This window comes from Pseudomonas sp. 3296 (assembly GCF_031456615.1).
In the GTDB taxonomy this organism is placed as follows: Bacteria; Pseudomonadota; Gammaproteobacteria; order Pseudomonadales; family Pseudomonadaceae; genus Aquipseudomonas; species Aquipseudomonas mucoides.
The window spans coordinates 904,040-920,513 of record NZ_JAVDUY010000001.1 but is presented as its reverse complement, the minus strand read 5'-3'; the positions used below and the strand labels follow the sequence as shown (position 1 = coordinate 920,513).

Here is a 16,474-nt window from a genome sequence, read left to right as displayed (position 1 = left end):
TGAATCATGAACCTGACTGAACCCCGCGAGCTGGCGCCACTGCTTGAAGCCTTTCTGTTGGCCTCGGGAAAACCGCAATCGCTTGAACGCCTGTTCGAACTCTTTGAAGAGGGCGAGAGGCCGGAGCCGCCGGTTTTCAAGAAAGCGCTGGCGATCCTGGGCAAGTCCTGTGAAGGTCGGGCGTTCGAGCTGAAAGAGGTCGCCTCCGGCTATCGCCTGCAAATCCGCGAAAAATTCTCGCCGTGGGTTGGGCGTTTGTGGGAAGAGCGGCCGCAACGATATTCCCGCGCCATGCTCGAAACCATCGCGCTGATCGCCTATCGCCAGCCGATCACCCGGGGCGAGATCGAAGACGTGCGGGGCGTGGCGGTCAACAGTCAGATCGTCAAGACGCTGATGGAACGCGAGTGGATCCGCATCGTCGGCTACCGCGATGTGCCCGGCAAACCGGCGATGTTCGCGACCACCAAGGCGTTTCTCGATCACTTCAACCTGAAAAACCTCGACGATCTGCCGCCGCTGGCCGAGCTGCGCGAGCTGGAACCGGACCCGGTACTCGACTTCGACGACGCGCCCGTGCCTGCCAGCCTGCAAGCGTTGGCCGACGCCAGCGCCGAGCCGGAAGAGCCGAAAGAAGAAACCAGTTTCCACACGTTGTTGCTGGAACTGGACACCATGGAGGAGGGGCTCAAGACCGACTTCGACGATCTGTTGCGCGATGGCGAGGTGAGCGGGACCGTAGAGATTCTTGACCTGCCCGAGCCTGTGATCGAAGTCGAACTTCAGGTCGAGCCCGAAGCCACGGTCGAAGTAGAGCAGGAGGAAGAGCAGGAAGATGATGTGCTTGGCGTTGCCGAAGCTCGCGAGAAACTCCTGGCCGCTGTCGCTGCCCTTGAACAACACAAGCCCGAGCCCGAATTGACTGACGAAGAAGCCGAAGCCCGAGCCCTCGCCGAAGCGATCGAGGCCGAACGCCGCGCATTCGAAGACGATTAACCCGACTGATCGTCCCCCCGAGTGGGGGCGATCTTCAAAAACTGTAGGAGCCGGTCGGCGGAAAAACAGGTAAGTCTCCATTGATCAGCTAGTCTCTGATGCGCAAACGCTCCCATGAGCGTATGATTCGCGACCCTTCGGCGATCCCTTTGCCCTAGCTCTTCAAAAAAGTACCCAGATTTACATCGCTTCAGGCCAAGCCTGAACAGACCACACCGGGAGGTGCCCAGATGAGTATCAACGACCAGAAAGACGACCAGGAAATCGGCCCAGCAGGCGAAAAACTGCAGAAAGTCCTCGCCCGTATCGGCGTCGGCTCGCGCCGTGACGTAGAAGCCTGGATCAGCCACGGCCGCATCAAGGTCAATGGCAAAGACGCCACGCTCGGTCAGCGTGTCGACATGCATGACGCCATCACCATTGATGGTCGCGTGATCAAGCGCGAAGAAGCCGCCGAGTCGGTACGCCGCGTGATCATGTACAACAAGCCCGACGGTGAAATCTGCACCCGCCTCGACCCGGAAGGCCGTCCGACCGTATTCGACAAGATGCCAAAACCGAAAGAAGGTCGCTGGATCAACATCGGCCGTCTGGACATCAACACCACCGGTCTGCTGATGTTCACCACCGACGGTGAGCTGGCTAACCGCCTGATGCACCCTTCCTACGAAATGGACCGTGAATACGCGGTACGTGTACGTGGCGAAGTCGATGACGAGATGATTGAGCGTCTGAAAGCAGGCGTCGTCCTCGAAGACGGCCCAGCCAAGTTCACCGACATCAAGCAGGCGCCAGGCGGCGAAGGTTTCAACCACTGGTACCACTGCGTGGTGATGGAAGGTCGCAACCGCGAAGTTCGTCGTCTGTGGGAATCCCAGGGGCTGGTGGTCAGCCGACTGAAGCGCGTGCGTTTCGGTCCGGTGTTCCTCAACTCCGACCTGCCGATGGGCCGCTGGCGCGAAATGAGCCAGTACGAAGTCGACATTCTGAGTGCTGAAGTCGGCCTGACGCCGGTTGCAATGCCGCAGATGAACGCGAAGAGCAAAGACAAGCTCGAGCGTATGCAGCGTAAATCGTCGCGTCCGATGGGCAAGACCGAGCGCGTGCGTACCCTGCGCCCAGCGGCCGGTGCACAGCCAACGGTTGCTCCGCGTGATTCCCGTGAGCCGCATTTCGAAGGTGAACGTCCAGCCCGCAAGCCAGCAGCACCTCGTGCTGATGGCGAGCGCGGTCCACGCACGCCACGTCCGGCCAATGGTCGCACCGAGCGCGGCGAAGGCCGTGGTGCGCCAAGCGGCGGTCGCAGTGATCGCGGTGCTCCGGCAGGTCGCGGTGAGTCGGGTCGCGGTACGCCAGTGGCGGACCGTCCTGCTGATACCAAGCGCCCGATCAAGCCCGCGCCGAAGAAACGCCCAGGCATCGTCCTGGTCGACAAGGACGCGCCATCGGGCAAGCGTCGCGGCGCGCCAGCCGGTTCGGGCCAGCGTCCGGGCTTTGGTCGTCGCAAGCCTGAGTAATCGGTAAGCGCCCTATAAAAAACGCCATCCCTCGGGATGGCGTTTTTTTTGCCTGACTGATCGCAATGCCTCGATGGACGCTTTGCTTCCGCTTCGAAAGGACGCGGGGCGTCCCCGGCTGCATTCCCACGTGGAGCGTGGGAACGATCATTTAGAACACAAACCGCCCATCAAACACCGGCTCATCATCCAGCGCCAACACGCCACCGGAGAAGATCAAATCCAGATGATGGCTGCCCTTGGCGCCACCGCCCAACCCAAGGTGCAGCCCGCAATGGCGCTCCTCGAACCCGGCATTGCGCGCATACAAGGCTTTCACCCCCTCATTGGTGCCAATCCCCAGTTCTTCAATCCTTCGATTCGACGGGTTGGCCTCCAGATATTTGTTGAAGTCATGTTCCAGTCCCGGCACGTCGGTGGCGATTTTGCTAATGGTCGAGTTCTCGATCCATAACTCCAGCGGCGATTCCAATACGCCATATTTGCGCGCAAACGGAATCGTACTGAGAAAAGTCCCCACGAACTTCACTCGCCCATTAATCGCTTCGCTGTGCGTGGCGATTTCACCGGGTGCCAGATCAAAGTTGCCGACACCGTTGATGTCAGTCCACTTTTTAATGCTATGTAGCGGAGTGTCAAACCAGGAACCGTGCTCATCTTTGAAACTTAACGTCTTGGCCTGGGACAGGCGCTGGATCAAGTGGCTGTTCAACCCTGCAATGCGTTGCGGGGTGACGCTGAAGGTGTCGTAGAAGTAATCGCCGTAATCCTTGAACAGCAGCGACTTCTTCCAGTTCTCGGCCATCACGCCGTGCAATGCGCGGACAAATTCAGGGCCTTCGGGGCGTGGGTTGGGCAGCGTGGAAGAGTCGTAGAAAAAAATGTACAGATCGCTCTCGGCTATGGCCTGGGCCAGCATGGCAGTGGGTTCCAGATCAAGGCGCAGGGTGTTGAAAAGGAAGGGTTGGCGGCCATCGGCGTGTTCGGTAATGGCGCCGGCCAGCGCCTCGTAATCGGCAGTGTGGCCAAGCAAGACCTTCGCCGCATTGATGCCGACAAGGGCCGGATGCTGTTCGAGGTAGTAAAGAAAATGGGTAATGGCGCGATGCTTGTCCATGGTGTCCTCCGTGACGAACCGGGGAAAAGTGGCAGGCACAACCGGCCGGATTACGCCTGCCGTGAGGTCTTACAGAGGCCACATCGCCGTGCCGAACGGAACGACCGCGTCGGCTTGCATCATTTCTACGGCGGCTTCATGGGTCGGTGCTTCAAACCATTCGTCCAGTTGAAGTTCAGTTTCCAAGTCTTTGTCCAGTGCTTGCATGGTGAAACTCCTTAATGACTTTTGAGTAGAAACAACTTGCCGGTCGATGCGGCTCGGCAAGTCGCTGCAAACCTAGTTGAGGGGTATTTAGAATGCAAAAAAATAATCAAATAAGATTTTCATTGAACTGTTTGGTTTGTTTTTTAATCATTATTTATTAATAAAAAACAAAAACTAACTCGGCTTTTTCCTTAGGAAGCTTCCTATCGTCAATTTGCAGTCGTCCTACAGATAAATCCGATTCGGAAAATAATCGTTACGCCTTGTAAAGAAATATTGACGAAATTTCGCCTGAAACCCTGTGGGTTGACGCTTACGGAGCGGGTGTAAGGAAAAGCTGCCGAAATCAGTCCGCTCGACCATCGCCCAAGGCTCTGGCCCGCTTGTTTCAGCGACGCAGGAAGGGTCAGATGCGTCCGATGCCTGTCGTGCAGGTGCATAACAAGAAGGAGGCGCAATGTACGCCGTGATTCAAACCCATCTCTCCCCGTGGGGCGATTTTTCAATCGTTCCCGTCGATGGCCCGCAAGGGTCTGACTCTCTATTTGCAGCCGCCCGGGACACCCGGGGCGGACACCGGCAATCCCGGCTTACAACACGCTGATCCAGCGGGTCTGGCAGCAGGGGGTTAGCGGTGTACAATGCGCCGCGTTTTACCTGTGACCTCCTGCGCAAATGCGCAAACCTCAAGGCTATCCGCCTTGTTCACTCCGCCACGCCACGAGTGTGCCGGGTTCGATTTCGTCACAGATAAAAACAAACAGGTGACGCATGAACGTTGTAACGATGCAGAACGTGAGACCCTTTTCATGAGTGGACAAAACTCGCAGTCAGGCGAGCTGAAGCGCGGCCTGAAAAATCGCCACATTCAATTGATCGCCCTCGGTGGCGCGATCGGTACCGGTTTGTTCCTCGGCTCGGCCGGGGTCCTGAAATCCGCTGGCCCGTCGATGATCCTCGGCTACGCCATCTGCGGCTTCATCGCGTTCATGATCATGCGCCAGCTCGGCGAAATGATCGTTGAAGAGCCGGTCGCCGGTTCGTTCAGCCACTTCGCGCACAAATACTGGGGCGGTTTCGCCGGCTTCCTGTCGGGCTGGAACTGCTGGATCCTGTACATCCTGGTGGGCATGTCGGAGCTGACCGCGGTCGGCAAGTACATCCACTACTGGGCGCCGGACATCCCGACCTGGGTCTCGGCTGCCGGGTTCTTCGTCTTGATCAACCTGATCAACCTGGCCAACGTCAAAGTCTTTGGCGAGGCCGAGTTCTGGTTTGCGATCATCAAGGTTGTGGCCATCGTCGGCATGATTGCCCTGGGCAGCTATTTGCTGGTCAGCGGTAACGGCGGCCCGCAAGCATCGGTCAGCAACCTGTGGTCCCACGGTGGTTTCTTCCCGAACGGTGTCAGTGGTCTGGTGATGGCCATGGCGATCATCATGTTCTCTTTCGGCGGTCTGGAAATGCTCGGTTTCACCGCTGCAGAAGCCGACAAGCCGAAAACCGTGATCCCGAAAGCCATCAACCAGGTGATCTACCGGATCCTGATTTTCTACATCGGCGCGCTGGTCATTCTGTTGTCGCTGACGCCATGGGACAGCCTGCTGGCGACCTTGAACGCGTCGGGTGATTCCTACAGTGGCAGCCCGTTCGTGCAAGTGTTCTCGATGCTCGGCAGCAACACCGCCGCGCACATCCTCAACTTCGTGGTACTGACTGCGGCGTTGTCGGTGTACAACAGCGGCACCTACTGCAACAGCCGCATGCTGTTGGGCATGGCCGAGCAAGGCGATGCGCCAAAGGCTTTGTCGAAGATCGACAAGCGCGGCGTGCCGGTGCGTTCGATCCTCGCTTCGGCGGCGGTGACGCTGATTGCCGTGCTGTTGAACTACCTGATCCCGCAAAACGCGCTGGAGCTGCTGATGTCGCTGGTGGTTGCGACCCTGGTGATCAACTGGGCGATGATCAGCTTCTCGCACTTCAAATTCCGCCAGCACATGAACAAGACCAAGCAAACGCCGCTGTTCAAGGCGCTGTGGTACCCGTACGGGAACTACATCTGCCTGGCGTTCGTGGTGTTCATCCTGTGCGTGATGCTGCTGATTCCGGGGATCCAGATCTCGGTGTACGCGATTCCGGTGTGGGTCGTGTTCATGTGGATCTGCTACGGCATCAAGAACAAGCGCAGTGCGCAGCATGCGTTGCAGGCTTCAGTGAAGTAACGCGGTACGCAAAAACAACAAACCCGGCCAAGTGCCGGGTTTTTTGTGCGCGCTATAAAACCTGTGGGAGCGTATTCCTTCTTTCCATTCGCGGTATCCTGCGCACTCTGAATACGGACGTTTTCCATGCTGGTGATTTCCAACAACGTGCATCTGCCGGATGCCGAGATTGAGTTGACGGCCATTCGCGCGCAAGGCGCCGGCGGGCAGAACGTCAACAAGGTCTCCAGCGCCGTGCACCTGCGCTTCGACATTCCGGCCTCGTCCTTGCCCGAGTTCTACAAGGAGCGGTTGCTGGCGCTGCGCGACAGTCGCATCACCAGCGAAGGGGTGTTGATCATCAAGGCCCAGCAGTACCGTACGCAGGAGGCCAATCGCGCCGATGCGCTCGAGCGCTTGATCGAGCTGATCCTCAGCGCGACCAAGGTCGAAAAGAAGCGTCGCCCGACCAAGCCAACACTGGGTTCAAAAAAACGTCGGCTCGAATCCAAGACCAAGCGCGGCAGCATCAAGGCCGGGCGCGGCAAGGTCGATTTTTAACGCGGCCGCGCTTCGCGTTGCTTCGGGGCTTGCCGGTACAAGTACACGCTCAATGCCAAACCGCTCAGCGCGGCCATCGCGGCAAACAGGAAGATCGAAGCAAAACCAAACCCGGCCGCAATGGCTCCGGCCAATGGCCCGGTAATCCCCAGCGACAAATCAATGAACAACGAATAGGCCCCGACCGCGGCACCACGACTGGAAGCTGGCACCAGGTTGACCGCTTCCACGCCGAGCGCCGGGAACACCAGCGAAAATCCGAAACCGCTCAGCGCCGCACCGGCCAGTGCCCAATGGGCATCTGGCGCCAGCCACAGCAGCAGCAACCCCAAAGTTTCCACCGACAGACAGGCGATCGCCACGCGGAATCCGCCGAGGCGGTTAATCAGATTGCCGAACAACAGGCGCGCGCCGATGAAGCTGGCGCCGAACAGGCTCAGGCACAACACCGCGTTGTCCCAGTGTTGCGTGGCGTAATACAAGGTGATGAAGGTGGCAATGGTGCCGAACCCGATGGAACCCAGCGCCAGGCCGCAACCGTGTGGCAGCACCCGACCCAGCACATGCATGAACGGCAAGCGTTCACCGACCACAATTGGCGCGGCCGTTTTTGGCCAGGCCAGTGCCAGGCCCAGCACGGCCAACAGCATGATGCTCACGCCCATGCTCCACAAGCCCAACTGATGAACCAACAGCACCCCCAGCGGCGCGCCGACGGCCAGTGCGCCGTAACTGGCGATGCCGTTCCAGGAAATCACCTTGGCAGTGTTGGCCGCGCCGACCCGGCCGATGCCCCAGCCAATCGATCCGGAGCCGACCAGGCTTTCCGCGCTGCCGAGCACCAGACGGCCAATCAACAGGCTGATCAGGCTCACGGTCGGCAGGCTCTGCGTCCAGGCCGAAATCAGCATGAACACACCGCTCAAGCCGCAGCCGGCCAGTCCGTACATCACCGCCAGTTTGCTGCCCTTGTTGTCGATGATTTTCCCGGCATAAGGCCGGCTGAGCAGGGTGGCCAGGTATTGAACGCTGATTACCAGGCCGGCGATCACCGCGCCGAAACCCAGGTCACTGTGGACGTAGCCGGGCAATACCGCCAGGGGAATGCCGATATTCAAATAGCCGATGAAGGTAAACAGAACGATGGAAACGACTTGCAGCGTGACCGCCAGGGGGCGCTGGTTTTCAGACATGGGTAAAGGTCCACGGGAAAGCAGGATAGATAGGCTGCTTATGATAACGGCGCGAGCGTTCGCGGGTCGTGGAAAAAGTAAAACTATTTGCCGGCGGGCTGAATCAGGGCTTGGCGGGGGCAACCAGCTGCGTCGTGACCAGGGCGGCCAAGGCGTTTTCTTGAGTGCCGAAGCGGGCGAGCAGTGCGGCTTGTTTCTCGGGGGAGAGACGATTCCAGATCTCGATCATTTTCTCGGCGGTGCCGATCAGGACGCTGGCCTGACTCTCATTGAATTCGTCGGTCATGGTGTGGAGCTCAAGGGTTCAGGCGGTGTGGAAAGCGCATGTTAGCGCTTTCCACACGGTCTGGCATTGCAGGTGTTTCAGTCTTCGCTGTCGGCCTGGCGGCGTTCAGTGGCTTCTTTGGGCTCGGGCTGTTGGGCGCCGGCTTGTTGCGTGGTTGTCTGCTCAGTTTCGTGCAGGCTTGGGAAGGGGAGATTAGGGATCTCGTGCATGTTTCGCGCTCCTCGCAAAGTCTGTTGATAGATCTGGTAGATCCGCGCTTATACAAAGCTTGGGCAGGATACAGCACTGAAAATGACAAATAGACTTTTATATCCATTTGTTTCGACGGATGGGGTTGTCTAGACAGGTCTGCAAGAGGGGGTACCACAAAGTAACTGTAGGAGTGAGCCTGCTCGCGCAAGCGGTGGTGCATCCGACACCAATGTGACGGATAGACCGCTATCGCGAGCAGGCTCGCTCCTACAGGGGGTTACTTGCAGACTTCAGCAATCGCTTCAGCCAGCAAATCCAAACGTGTCGCATCAATCCCCGCTACGTTGGCCCGGCCGGAGTTGACCATGTACACGCTGTGATGATCGCGCAGCTGTTTAACCTGCGCCGCCGTCAAACCGGTGTACGAGAACATTCCGCGCTGCACGCCAATGTGCGCAAAACGCTCGCGCAAACCATAGGGTTCCAATGCTTCAACCAGGCCACTGCGCAACTGGGCAATGCGCAAGCGCATGGCTTCCACTTCGTCGGCCCAGAGGCTTTTCAGCTCCGGGTCGCCAAGAATCGTTGCGACCACGGCGGCACCGTGATCCGGCGGGGTCGACCACAGGTTACGGGCGATGTTGGCCAGCTGGCTGCGGATGTCCACCAGCTTGTCAGCGGTTTGCGCGCAGACAATCAGTGCGCCGGTGCGGTCGCGGTACAAGCCGAAGTTCTTCGAGCAGGAACTGGTGATCAGCACTTCCGGCAACGCGTCGGCGAACAGACGGGTCGACCAGGCATCCTGCTCCAGGCCATCGCCGAAACCCTGGTAGGCGAAGTCGATCAGCGGCAGCAGATCGCGACTGCGCACCACGTCCAGCACTCGGCGCCAGTCGTCACGGGACAGATCGAAACCGGTCGGGTTGTGACAGCAGGCATGCAGCAGCACCACGTCGCCCTTCGGCGCTTCGCTCAGTACCGCGAGCATCGCCTCGACGTCGAGGCGGTTGTCGCTGCCCACGTACGGGTAATGACTGACCTTGACCCCGGCCGCCGCGAAAATGGTTTCGTGGATTGGCCAGGTCGGGTTGCTCAGCCACACACCACGGCCCGGCAGGCACTGGGCGATGAAGTCGGCACTCAAACGCAGTGCGCCGGTGCCGCCTGGCGTCTGGGTCGCCCCGGCGCGTTGACCGGCAATCAGCGCGGAGTCCGCGCCGAGCACCAGTTCACTGATGGCTTTGCCGAAGGCCGGTTCGCCGTGACCACCGATGTAGGTCTTGGTGGTCTGGCGATCCACCAGACGCTGCTCGGCCAGCTTCACCGACTGCGGAATCGGCGTCAGGCCCTGGGCATCTTTATAGACGCCCACGCCGAGGTCGAATTTGCGCGGGTTCGGGTCCTGCGCATAAGCCTCCATCAAGCCGAGAATCGGATCGCCGGGTACTCGACCTATGGCGTCGAAATGCATTATTTACGGCCCTCGGCGTCCTTGGCCACTTCGTCAGTGCGCGCGGCCATGATGAAGTCGTTGCGGTGCAAGCCCTTGATGGAGTGGCTCCACCAGGTGACGGTGACTTTGCCCCATTCGGTCAGCAGGCCCGGGTGGTGACCTTCGGCCTCGGAGATTTCACCGACGGCGTTGGTGAACGCCAGCGCGTGCTTGAAGTTTTTGAACAGGAACAGCTTTTCCAGCTGCATGACGCCGTCGCGGACTTCGATGTTCCAGTCCGGGATCTGCTTGATCAGGATCGGCAATTCCTCGTCGCTGACCTGAGGGGCGTCGGCGCGGCAGGCTTCGCAGTGGGCTTGGTTCAATGTGGACATGTTGAATTCCTGAAATCAAATAATTGGAAATCGGCCGTCAGTCACTCCACGCTAAACCAAAGCGTCGGTTCCTGACAGGCTCACTTGTTTCTAAAAGCAGCGGATCACGCTGCCTTTGGCGGAAATTTCGGGGTGTGCAAGCCCAGCTGCATGCCTTGTTTGACCATGCTCATGATGTCTTCATGGGCCACATCAAACAGACGCTTGAGGTTCGGCAAGACAAAGTACAGCGGTTGCAGGATGTCGATGCGATAAGGCGTGCGCATGCATTCCAGCGGATCGAACGCCTGATGCTCAGGTTCGTTTGACAGGCAGTAAACGGTTTCTTTTGGTGAAGAAAGAATGCCGCCGCCGTAAATGCGCAGGCCTTCGGCGGTATCGACCAGGCCGAACTCGATGGTCATCCAGTACAGGCGCGCCAGGTATACACGTTCTTCCTTGGTCGCTTGCAGGCCAAGTTTGCCGTAGGTGTGGGTGAATTCAGCGAACCAGGGGTTGGTCAGCAGAGGGCAGTGACCAAAGATCTCGTGAAAAATGTCCGGCTCTTGCAGGTAATCCAGCTCTTCGCGGGTACGAATAAACGTTGCCACTGGAAACTGCTTGTTCGCCAGCAATTCGAAAAACGTCTGGAAGGGGATCAGCGCCGGGACACGGGCCACTTGCCAACCGGTGGTTTCACCGAGGACTTTGTTGATTTCACCAAGTTGCGGAATGCGGTCGTGGGGCAGACCGAGTTTTTCGATACCGTCCAGGTATTCCTGGCACGCACGGCCCTCGATCACTTTCAGTTGACGAGTGATCAGCGTGTTCCACACCGCATGTTCTTCAGCGGGGTAGTCGATAAAACCTTGCGCATCGGGCTCGCGAGCCACGTACTGCGTCTGCTTCATGCTGCTCTCCTGCGAGGGATTTCGTTCTTGTTATGTGCTGCTATGGACCTAGAAATACCCCAAGGCGTGTGGCGTTGCAGCAAGTGTTTGGCACTCCGTGTAGGAAAATTCGCCGTTTTTCGTAAAGTATTCGTTACGCTTTGGCGGCTATGGCGCAGTTGTTGAGATTTGCGGGTTTGAAATGGCGTCCAGGTGTCACATAATCTTGACGACTAACTTGGTGCCCGCGCAGAAAATTCGCGCATGGCACCTCGACTCCCCTTTCTTCGGGCCTTTATATGCGTATCAAAGTCCACTGCCAGAACCGCATCGGCATCCTGCGTGACATTCTCAACTTGCTGGTGGAGTACGGGATCAACGTCGCCCGTGGTGAGGTCGGCGGTGAGCATGGCAATGCGATCTACCTGCATTGCCCGAACCTGATCAACATTCAGTTCCAGGCCCTGCGCCCGAAATTCGAATCGATTGCCGGTGTATTCGGCGTCAAGCGGGTAGGGCTGATGCCCAGCGAGCGTCGGCATATGGAGCTCAATGCCTTGCTCGGCGCCCTGGAGTTTCCGGTGCTGTCGATCGACATGGGCGGCTCCATCGTCGCGGCTAACCGGGCGGCGGCGCAGTTGCTCGGGGTGCGGGTGGATGAAGTGCCGGGGATTCCGCTGTCGCGTTACGCCGAGGATTTTGATTTGCCGGAACTGGTGCGCGCCAACAAGTCGCGCATCAACGGGCTGCGGGTCAAGGTTAAGGGTGACGTGTTTCTGGCTGACATCGCGCCGCTGCAATCCGAGCATGACGACAGCGAAGCCATGGCCGGTGCCGTCCTGACGTTGCACCGTGCTGATCGGGTGGGAGAGCGTATCTATAACGTGCGCAAGCAGGAACTGCGTGGGTTCGACAGCATCTTCCAAAGTTCGAAGGTCATGGCCGCGGTGGTGCGCGAAGCGCGGCGCATGGCACCGCTGGATGCACCGCTATTAATAGAAGGCGAAACCGGCACGGGTAAAGAATTGCTGGCCCGCGCCTGCCACCTCGCCAGCCCACGCGGGCAGTCGCCGTTGATGGCGCTCAATTGTGCCGGTTTACCGGAGTCGATGGCCGAGACCGAATTGTTCGGCTACGGCCCCGGCGCCTTCGAAGGTGCTCGCGCCGAAGGCAAGCTTGGTCTGCTGGAACTGACATCGGGCGGTACGTTGTTTCTCGATGGCGTGGGCGAAATGAGCCCGCGCTTGCAGGTGAAGTTGCTGCGCTTTTTGCAGGACGGTTGCTTCCGTCGTGTCGGCAGTGATGAAGAGGTGTATCTGGATGTGCGGGTGATCTGCGCCACCCAGGTGGATCTGTCCGAACTGTGCGCGCGGGGCGAGTTTCGCCAGGATTTGTATCACCGCTTGAACGTGCTCTCGCTGCACATTCCGCCGCTGCGTGAATGCCTCGATGGGTTGACGCCGTTGGTGGAGCACTTCCTCGATCAGGCCAGCCGGCAGATCGGTTGCCCGCTGCCGAAGCTGGCGCCGGCGGCGATGGAGCGGCTCAGTCATTACCATTGGCCGGGCAATGTCCGGCAATTGGAAAATGTGTTGTTCCAGGCGGTTTCGTTGTGCGAAGGCGGGACGGTCAAGGCCGAACATATTCGTCTGCCGGACTACGGTGTGCGTCAGCCGCTTGGCGATTTCTCACTGGAAGGAGGGCTTGACGAGATCGTCGGACGGTTTGAGAAAGCGGTGTTGGAGCGGCTGTATTCCGAGCATGCCAGTAGTCGGCTGTTAGGTAAGCGCCTGGGGGTCTCTCACACCACCATTGCCAATAAGTTGCGTGACTATGAAATTGGTAAACCGTGAGCGTTCATTTCATCCAGCGCCAAACTAATAATCACGAATAATGCGTTGTTGTTAGCCATTCCCTGGCGCTTCGAGATGCCACTTGAAGCGCTACCGTCATGCCGTTGATCTGAATCATGGAATTTGCCAGACAAGCGATCTAGGCTCATTTCAAAGTTTGGCAGGAGCGATAACCATGCCATCAACGGATGACATTACCCAGCAAGTCCGCAAAGAAACTCGCCTGTTCTTTTTCCTGATTGTTGTCCTCTTTCCATTGCTCTCGGTGGCGATAGTGGGGGGGTACGGATTTTTTGTCTGGTTTCTGCAAATGCTGCTCGGCCCTCCTGGTTCACCTCATTGATCGCGGTCCATCTTCAGCATCAGAAGAGGAGTACAGGTCATGGCAGAAACGCTCCATATTGCCAGTCTCGTGGTACTGGCCCGTCCTGAGTTGTTCGAGGCGGTGAAAGCCAACTTGCGTTTACTCACAGGCGTTGAACTGCATCAGGAAAGCCCCGCCGGCAAGCTGGTGGTTGTGCTGGAAATGGAAGAAGAAAGCGAAATTTCCAAGCGAATCGATCAGATCAACGGCTTGCCTGGAGTACTCAATGCAGCCCTCGTTTATCACGAGATTCTCGATGTGACGGGAGAAAGTACATGCCAATGACTCGGCGCGAGTTTGTCAAAGCCCAGGCGGCCGGGATTGCCGCGGCGGCGGCGGGGCTCCCGGTATTTACGTCTGCCAGCAACCTGATCACTGAAGAAGACCTCGTCTCCATGGACTGGAATAAAGCCCCTTGCCGCTTCTGCGGTACCGGGTGCAGCGTCATGGTGGCGACCAAGGACAATCGAGTGGTCGCGACTCACGGTGATGTGAAAGCCGAGGTCAATCGCGGGCTGAACTGCGTCAAGGGTTACTTCTTGTCGAAGATCATGTATGGCGTTGATCGACTGACTCAGCCGCTTTTGCGCATGACTAACGGGCACTATGACAAACAGGGCGAGTTTCAGCCGGTGTCCTGGAGCCAGGCGTTTGATGTCATGGAGTTAAAGTTTAAGGAGGCGATAAAAAACAAGGGTTCCGAGTCTGTCGCCATGTTCGGTTCCGGTCAGTGGACCATTTGGGAAGGGTACGCGGCCAACAAGTTGATGAAGGCGGGATTTCGCTCCAATAACATTGATCCTAATGCGCGTCATTGCATGGCCTCTGCGGTCATGGGGTTTATGCGTACGTTCGGTATCGATGAGCCGATGGGGTGTTATGACGATATTGAGGTTACTGATGCGTTTGTGCTGTGGGGTTCAAACATGGCGGAGATGCATCCGATTCTTTGGAGTCGGGTCGCAGATCGCCGGTTAAGCCAGCCCAGCGTCAAGGTTGCGGTGCTGTCGACTTTCGAGCATCGCAGTTTTGAGTTAGCCGACATCCCCATGGTGTTCAAGCCCCAGACGGACCTGTTTATCCTCAACTACATTGCCAACCACATCATCGAAAGTGGCTCGGTCAACAAAGACTTTGTCAGCAAATACACCCGCTTCGCCAAAGGGACGGATGACATCGGCTATGGCTTGCGTCCCGATAACCCGCTGGAGATGAAGGCCCGCAATGCCGCCAAGGCGAACACCTGGAGCGATATCGACTTTGAGCAGTACGCCGCTTTCGTAAAACCCTACACCCTTGAACGTACCGCCAAGGAAACCGGCGTGCCAGCCGAGCGCCTCAAGGCGTTGGCCGAGTTGTATGCCGACCCCAAGCGCAAGGTGGTTTCATTCTGGACCATGGGTTTTAACCAGCACACGCGCGGCGTATGGGCCAATAACCTGATTTACAACATCCACCTGCTGACCGGAAAAATCAGTGAGCCGGGCAACAGCCCTTTCTCCCTGACGGGCCAACCCTCAGCCTGCGGGACGGCACGCGAAGTGGGAACATTCTCCCATCGCTTGCCTGCCGACCTGGTGGTCACCAACCCGGCACATCGCGCCAAGGCAGAGCAAATCTGGAAAGTGCCTCCGGGCACCGTCAATGAGAAGGTCGGTTTCCACGCCGTGCAGCAGAGCCGCATGCTCAAGGATGGCGTGCTCAATGTGTATTGGACGATGGCCAGCAACAACATGCAGGCCGGCCCCAACATCATGCAGGAAGTGTTGCCGGGTTGGCGCAACCCCGAGAATTTTGTGGTGGTTTCGGATGTTTACCCCACTGTCTCTGCCCAGGCGGCCGATCTGATTCTGCCCACCGCCATGTGGGTGGAGAAAGAGGGCGCCTACGGCAATGCTGAGCGCCGTACACAGTTCTGGCATCAGTTGGTCTCGGCGCCGGGCGACGCCAAATCGGATCTCTGGCAGTTGGTCGAGTTTTCCAAGCGCTTCAAAACGGACGAGGTGTGGTCTGCGCAGTTGTTGTCCGCCTCACCGGAGTACAAGGGCAAGACCCTGTACGAGGTGTTGTTCAAGAACGGCCAGGTCGATCAGTTCCCGCTTGAACAGATGGAGGCGGGCTATCAAAACGATGAGGCCCGGGATTTTGGTTTTTACCTGCAAAAAGGGCTGTTCGAAGAATATGCCCAATTCGGACGTGGTCACGGTCATGACCTCGCCCCGTTTGATCGTTACCACACCGAGCGCGGGTTGCGATGGCCCGTCGTGGAGGGCAAGGAAACACGCTGGCGTTTCCGGGAAGGGTATGACCCTTACGTTGAGAAGGGCAGTGGTGTGCAGTTTTATGGCTATCCCGACAAGAAGGCCATCATCTTCGCGCTTCCCTACGAGCCACCGGCGGAATCCCCCGACGCGGAATTTCCATTCTGGTTGAGTACCGGTCGGGTGCTTGAACATTGGCACACCGGCACGATGACTCAGCGGGTCGAGGAACTCTATAAGGCCGTCCCCGACGCGTTGGTCTACATGCATCCGGCCGATGCCAAGGCCTTGAATGCCCGTCGCGGCAGCGAAGTGAAGCTGATCAGCCGACGAGGTGAGATGCGTGCGCGCATTGAAACCCGAGGACGCAACAAACCGCCGCAAGGCTTGGTGTTTGTACCGTTCTTCGATGCCAACCGGCTCATCAACAAAGTCACGCTTGATGCGACGGACCCTATCTCCAAACAAACTGATTACAAAAAATGCGCGATCAGGATTGAGTTGATCAAGACGGCATAAGGAGAGCTCAGATGAAGCGTCGTTCGCTGTCCTTGCTTGCCGCGCTGCTGCTATGGATGTCAGCGGCATTCCCGGCAGAGCCCGGTTACCCGCTGGATGCGCCTGCGCCGGATGGTCGGCGAATCGGAGGGACGCTGACCCAGGAGTTGCCGGCGCCGCCGATTGCTGATGAAGAGAACAAGGACCTCAAGCGTGAGCGCAATTATCCCGAACAGCCACCCACCATTCCCCACAGCATTGCGGGGTATCACATCGACAAGAACAGTAATAAGTGTCTGTCCTGTCACAGTCGAGCCAACAGCGCACGTACCCAGGCGCCAATGATCAGCATCACCCACTACATGGACCGTGACGGTCAGGCGCTGGCCGCGGTTTCGCCGCGCCGGTATTTCTGCAATCAGTGTCATGTGCCACAAACAGACGTTAAGCCACTGGTGAACAACAGCTTCAAGAACATTGACCAGGTGCTGCAAGACGAAATCAACGGCCAGCAGAAACGATAAGGAGAGGC

17 protein-coding genes are annotated in these 16,474 nt (G+C 58.1%); 9 read left to right on the top strand and 8 right to left on the bottom strand.

Going from position 1 to position 16,474, the window contains the following annotated elements:
• The first annotated feature begins 6 nt into the window (after nt 1-6).
• Both scpB and rluB read left to right on the top strand, forming a co-directional pair.
• Nucleotides 7-996 carry an SMC-Scp complex subunit ScpB gene (gene scpB / locus J2X66_RS04400; RefSeq protein WP_310261335.1) on the top strand — a complete coding sequence of 330 codons (990 nt, stop codon included), beginning with the start codon at nt 7-9 and terminating at the stop codon, nt 994-996.
• A 230-nt stretch (nt 997-1,226) separates the two neighbouring features.
• Nucleotides 1,227-2,513: a 23S rRNA pseudouridine(2605) synthase RluB gene (gene rluB / locus J2X66_RS04395; protein ID WP_310261332.1), complete on the top strand. Its 1,287-nt coding sequence runs from the start codon at nt 1,227-1,229 to the stop codon at nt 2,511-2,513.
• 151 nt (nt 2,514-2,664) lie between these two features.
• Here the strand turns inward: rluB and J2X66_RS04390 are convergent, their stop codons facing one another.
• Nucleotides 2,665-3,630 (bottom strand): leucyl aminopeptidase, encoded by a 966-nt coding sequence (locus J2X66_RS04390; RefSeq protein ID WP_310261329.1) that lies wholly within the window; start codon nt 3,628-3,630, stop codon nt 2,665-2,667.
• 69 nt (nt 3,631-3,699) lie between these two features.
• Entirely contained in the window at nt 3,700-3,837 is a 138-nt protein-coding gene (locus tag J2X66_RS04385; protein WP_003178782.1) for a hypothetical protein, read from the bottom strand.
• 809 nt (nt 3,838-4,646) lie between these two features.
• On the opposite strand from J2X66_RS04385, the gene J2X66_RS04380 reads away from it, so the two are divergent.
• Entirely contained in the window at nt 4,647-6,059 is a 1,413-nt protein-coding gene (locus J2X66_RS04380) for an amino acid permease (protein WP_027922312.1), read from the top strand.
• A 126-nt stretch (nt 6,060-6,185) separates the two neighbouring features.
• Entirely contained in the window at nt 6,186-6,599 is a 414-nt protein-coding gene (gene arfB, locus J2X66_RS04375; RefSeq protein ID WP_017337147.1) for an alternative ribosome rescue aminoacyl-tRNA hydrolase ArfB, read from the top strand.
• Here the strand turns inward: arfB and J2X66_RS04370 are convergent.
• The 6 genes from J2X66_RS04370 to phhA form a co-directional block, all read right to left on the bottom strand.
• Nucleotides 6,596-7,792: an MFS transporter gene (locus J2X66_RS04370; protein ID WP_310261296.1), complete on the bottom strand. Its 1,197-nt coding sequence runs from the start codon at nt 7,790-7,792 to the stop codon at nt 6,596-6,598. The genes arfB and J2X66_RS04370 overlap by 4 nt on opposite strands.
• Nucleotides 7,793-7,895: 103 nt before the next feature.
• Nucleotides 7,896-8,078, bottom strand: a complete 183-nt coding sequence (locus tag J2X66_RS04365) for a hypothetical protein (RefSeq protein ID WP_027922314.1) — start codon at nt 8,076-8,078, stop codon at nt 7,896-7,898.
• A gap of 77 nt (nt 8,079-8,155) precedes the next feature.
• A complete protein-coding gene (locus J2X66_RS04360) occupies nt 8,156-8,287 on the bottom strand; it encodes a hypothetical protein (protein WP_010461912.1) in 132 nt (43 codons plus the stop codon).
• A gap of 260 nt (nt 8,288-8,547) precedes the next feature.
• Nucleotides 8,548-9,741 (bottom strand): amino acid aminotransferase, encoded by a 1,194-nt coding sequence (locus tag J2X66_RS04355; RefSeq protein ID WP_405046760.1) that lies wholly within the window; start codon nt 9,739-9,741, stop codon nt 8,548-8,550.
• Nucleotides 9,741-10,097, bottom strand: coding sequence for a 4a-hydroxytetrahydrobiopterin dehydratase (locus J2X66_RS04350; RefSeq protein WP_027922316.1), 357 nt, complete (start codon nt 10,095-10,097; stop codon nt 9,741-9,743). Before J2X66_RS04350 ends, J2X66_RS04355 begins: the two co-directional genes overlap by 1 nt.
• Nucleotides 10,098-10,201: 104 nt before the next feature.
• Nucleotides 10,202-10,987 carry a phenylalanine 4-monooxygenase gene (gene phhA / locus J2X66_RS04345; protein ID WP_027922317.1) on the bottom strand — a complete coding sequence of 262 codons (786 nt, stop codon included), beginning with the start codon at nt 10,985-10,987 and terminating at the stop codon, nt 10,202-10,204.
• Between the two features lie 278 nt (nt 10,988-11,265).
• On the opposite strand from phhA, the gene J2X66_RS04340 reads away from it, so the two are divergent.
• From J2X66_RS04340 to J2X66_RS04320, 5 genes are all read left to right on the top strand, one after another.
• Nucleotides 11,266-12,819, top strand: coding sequence for a sigma-54-dependent transcriptional regulator (locus J2X66_RS04340; RefSeq protein WP_310261288.1), 1,554 nt, complete (start codon nt 11,266-11,268; stop codon nt 12,817-12,819).
• A gap of 175 nt (nt 12,820-12,994) precedes the next feature.
• Nucleotides 12,995-13,162 (top strand): periplasmic nitrate reductase, NapE protein, encoded by a 168-nt coding sequence (locus tag J2X66_RS04335; RefSeq protein ID WP_310261452.1) that lies wholly within the window; start codon nt 12,995-12,997, stop codon nt 13,160-13,162.
• 39 nt (nt 13,163-13,201) lie between these two features.
• Nucleotides 13,202-13,468: a chaperone NapD gene (locus tag J2X66_RS04330; RefSeq protein WP_310261285.1), complete on the top strand. Its 267-nt coding sequence runs from the start codon at nt 13,202-13,204 to the stop codon at nt 13,466-13,468.
• Complete coding sequence (gene napA / locus J2X66_RS04325) at nt 13,459-15,963, top strand: nitrate reductase catalytic subunit NapA (protein WP_310261284.1); 2,505 nt, start codon at nt 13,459-13,461, stop codon at nt 15,961-15,963. The genes J2X66_RS04330 and napA overlap by 10 nt, the downstream gene beginning before the upstream one ends.
• A gap of 11 nt (nt 15,964-15,974) precedes the next feature.
• Nucleotides 15,975-16,466 carry a nitrate reductase cytochrome c-type subunit gene (locus J2X66_RS04320; protein WP_310261281.1) on the top strand — a complete coding sequence of 164 codons (492 nt, stop codon included), beginning with the start codon at nt 15,975-15,977 and terminating at the stop codon, nt 16,464-16,466.
• Nucleotides 16,467-16,474: the final 8 nt, after the last annotated feature.